Genomic DNA, 3,379 nt, shown 5'->3' with positions numbered 1-3,379 from the left:
TGCTCAAGTGGTGGAATTGGTAGACACGCTGGACTTAAAATCCAGTGGGCAGAAATGCCCGTATGGGTTCAAGTCCCATCTTGAGTACACATAAAAAGCCGAAACGAAAGTTTCGGCTTTTTTTTGTTTTCAAGAGTTCATAAAGTGCGTTCAACTTAGCATGCATAGATTTATTTTTTTGTTAAAAAAATAATATCTTTAAAATATAAAACTTTGCAATTTAATGTTTAACGGAGCCCAGAAACCACTCAAATGAAACCTTATCCGAAAAGCTTAGTTAGATTGAAAAAAAAATATTTATTATGAAAAAATTACTTTTAGCAGCATTTTTAACTTCAAGCTTATCAATTTTTGCTCAAACTGAAAAGGGTACTTGGATGATTGAGGGAGACACCAAATTTTCGCTCACAGGAGCAACATCAGAATTTAAATATAACAGTGAGTATACCAATATTGAGACATCAGTAGGGACTTTTGAATTCAAACCAGCTGTTAATTATTTTGTTGAAGATAATCTTGCCATTGGTTTAGGTCTTGAGCTTTCATCTAAAGCTACTGAGTCAGAAGTTAATTATGAAAAGTTGCAGACGATTTCAGCAACATCATTTGCTTTAATGCCACAATTAACATACTTTTTTGGATCTTCCAGCCCTCGTCCATATTTAGGAGTAGAGCTGGGTCATGTGACTACTGTAACTGATGATGGTGAGAATGAAGCAACTCAAAGTGGTTTCGGATTTGGCTTTAATGGAGGTGCTGCTATTTTTTTAAGTGACAACGTAGCCTTAAATCTTGGATTAGGATTTGCTGGTACTAACTTAACAGATAGAGATGATGATAATTACAAAGTGAACAAGGTCGGATTTGGTATGACTATTGGGTTCGGTATTTTCTTGTGATTCGTTGTTTACAATATAAAAAAGGGTGATGCATTACCCTTTTTTTTATATCCTTTATTTAAGATTTTGTTTGTTTTTTTGGTTAGGTGTTGTTTTGATTTTCTTCTGTCTTCTTTTTTCTTAGCTAACTATTACAAAAACATTTTTTATTACCTATATTTGTTCGGCTAAACTGAGAGAATAAGATTTAAAACATGAGACTCACAGTGAGTTTAAAAGTCTTTTTTTAATTGACTTTTGACTTAACCCGAAAAAGTTTTAATAAGTAAATTGAGGCAAACAAATTAAATTTTAGAAGATTAAAATGAATTTACAAGATCACAAAGTCATCACGTTTGGTGAAATTTTAGGGAGATTGTCTCCGCCAAATAATTTAAGGTTTAGTCAGGCAACCAACCTTGAGGTTATTTACGGAGGAGGAGAATTTAATGTTGCTGCTTCATTGGCAAATTATGGCGTAAGAACTCAGTTTGTAACTGCTATACCCGACAATGCAATTGGAGATTGTGTGGTGCAGAGTATAAGAGGGAGAAATGTAGGGGCAAAACATATTTTGAGACAAGGCAAAAGATTAGGGCTGTACTTTTTAGAAAACGGAGCCTCCGGTCGTAACAGTACCGTTGTGTACGATAGAGAAAATTCTGCGATCTCTCAGGTGAAAATGGGTCAATTCAATTGGGATGCTATCTTCGAAGGTGCCACTGTTTTTCATTGGAGCGGTATCACTCCTGCTTTGTCACAAACTGCAGCAGATGTTTGTTTAGAAGCGATTAAGGCAGCTTCGGAAAGAGGATTAACCATATCCACAGATTTAAATTACAGAAGTAAGTTATGGAAATATGGTAAGGAACCCAAAGAGGTTATGCCTGCATTGTTAAAATATAGTAATATCGTTTTGGCTGATATAGACACAGCAATGTTTATGTTAGGAAAACAAAAAATCAATCCTGATTATAGTGAAGAAGAAAAGGTTAAATCTCATTTTGACAACATCATGAAGATGTTACCTAATATTCATACCATTGGGATGACTTTTAGAAACTCAGTAAACGCCTCTCATCAACGTATCGGAGGTTTGCTATATAAAAACAATCAACTTTATAGAGCTCGTATCAAAGAGATTACACCTGTGGTAGATAGAGTAGGTACTGGAGATGCTTTTATGGGAGGTTTATTATATGGTCTTTTAGATTATCAGGATGACTTGCAGAAAGCAGTAGCTTTTGCAACTTCAGCATGTGTCATTAAACATACTATTTTTGGAGATGTCAACAGGGCTTCTAAACAAGAAGTAGTTGAATTTATGGAAAGTGACGGGTCTGCATTGGTAGATAGGTAGCCGTTGTATGTGCTTCGAAGAAGAGAAATTCATACAAAAACCGCAAACAAAAAGAATAACAGCATAAATAAATATTAAAAATGGCACAATTTTCAAGAATTGAAGTAGCACAAGTGATGAAAGAAACAGGAATGGTTCCTTTGTTTTATCACCCAGATATTGAATTAGGTAAAAAAGTATTAAAAGCGTGTTACGACGGAGGAGCACGTTTATTAGAATTTACAGCTAGAGGTGACTTTGCTCACGAAGTTTTTGCAGCGTTAACCAAATATGCGTTGGCAGAATTACCAGGAATGATTATGGGTGTGGGATCTATCACAGATGCGGCAGCAGCATCTTTGTATATGTCTTTAGGTGCTAATTTTATTGTGACACCTGTCTTTAGAGAAGACATTGCCATTGCATGTAACAGAAGAAAAGTGGCTTGGAATCCAGGATGTGGAACCCTAACAGAGATAGCAAGAGCAGAAGAGTTAGGTTGCGAAATCGTGAAATTGTTTCCAGGGAATCTATATGGTCCAAATTTTGTTAAAGGTATAGTAGGACCTCAACCTTGGACCTCTATTATGCCTACAGGAGGTGTTACTACAGAAGAGGAAAACTTAAAAGGTTGGTTTGATGCTGGAGTCGTTTGTGTAGGTATGGGATCTCAGTTGATCAGTAAGCAAATTTTAGCCGAAAAAGACTATGAGGGTCTGAAAACTAAAGTTGCTAAAGCTTTAGAAACGATTAAAAAAGTTAGAGGATAAAACATCAAAAAATAATAGGAATTAAAAAGACGTTTAAAATATTTTAAACGTCTTTTTAATTTTAGAGCAGTGGTCCTTTGTATGTGTATTTGTTTAAGGAGGTCTTTTAAAAGGTAAACCAACGATTGTTTGTGAGGTAAATTTCTTGATTTGTAATTGGGGATAACTACTTCTTATATTGTATCTTTGTTTCCTCAGTTTTTTGAACTTTAAATCAGTGTGTTATGGTAAAAATTGGTGATATAGAATTGTGTGACTTCCCTCTTTTATTGGCTCCAATGGAAGATGTTAGTGATCCTCCTTTTAGGGCTTTATGTAAAGAGCATGGAGCAGACTTGGTTTATACAGAGTTTATATCATCTGAAGGATTGATTCGTGATGCTGCCAAGAGT

Annotated in this window: 4 protein-coding genes and 1 tRNA gene; all 5 read left to right on the top strand. The window is 35.2% G+C overall.

All coding sequences use genetic code 11. The annotated features are described in order from the left end of the window. Position 1 precedes the first annotated feature (1 nt). A tRNA-Leu gene (locus ABF281_RS04765) sits at positions 2 to 87 on the top strand. 215 nt (positions 88 to 302) lie between these two features. Further along, the gene (locus ABF281_RS04760; protein WP_347180551.1) at positions 303 to 899 is read left to right on the top strand and encodes an outer membrane beta-barrel protein; all 597 of its coding nucleotides are present in this window, start codon (positions 303 to 305) and stop codon (positions 897 to 899) included. A 304-nt stretch (positions 900 to 1,203) separates the two neighbouring features. Further along, positions 1,204 to 2,238, top strand: a complete 1,035-nt coding sequence (locus tag ABF281_RS04755; RefSeq protein WP_347180550.1) for a sugar kinase — start codon at positions 1,204 to 1,206, stop codon at positions 2,236 to 2,238. An 80-nt stretch (positions 2,239 to 2,318) separates the two neighbouring features. Beyond that, positions 2,319 to 2,987 (top strand): bifunctional 4-hydroxy-2-oxoglutarate aldolase/2-dehydro-3-deoxy-phosphogluconate aldolase, encoded by a 669-nt coding sequence (locus ABF281_RS04750; RefSeq protein ID WP_347180549.1) that lies wholly within the window; start codon positions 2,319 to 2,321, stop codon positions 2,985 to 2,987. Positions 2,988 to 3,211: 224 nt separating this feature from the next. Further along, a partial coding sequence (locus ABF281_RS04745; protein ID WP_347180552.1) for a tRNA-dihydrouridine synthase occupies positions 3,212 to 3,379 on the top strand: 168 nt, incomplete at its 3' end.

The organism is Wenyingzhuangia sp., from assembly GCF_039768515.1.
Classification (GTDB): domain Bacteria; phylum Bacteroidota; class Bacteroidia; order Flavobacteriales; family Flavobacteriaceae; genus Wenyingzhuangia.
This window is presented reverse-complemented; position numbering and strand designations above follow the sequence as displayed.

What these genes read in the sequence shown, in the direction of transcription:
- ABF281_RS04760 (WP_347180551.1), top strand. Translation starts at nt 303, where the DNA reads ATGAAAAAATTACTTTTAGCAGCATTTTTAACTTCAAGCTTATCAATT.
- ABF281_RS04755 (WP_347180550.1), top strand. Translation starts at nt 1,204, where the DNA reads ATGAATTTACAAGATCACAAAGTCATCACGTTTGGTGAAATTTTAGGG.
- ABF281_RS04750 (WP_347180549.1), top strand. Translation starts at nt 2,319, where the DNA reads ATGGCACAATTTTCAAGAATTGAAGTAGCACAAGTGATGAAAGAAACA.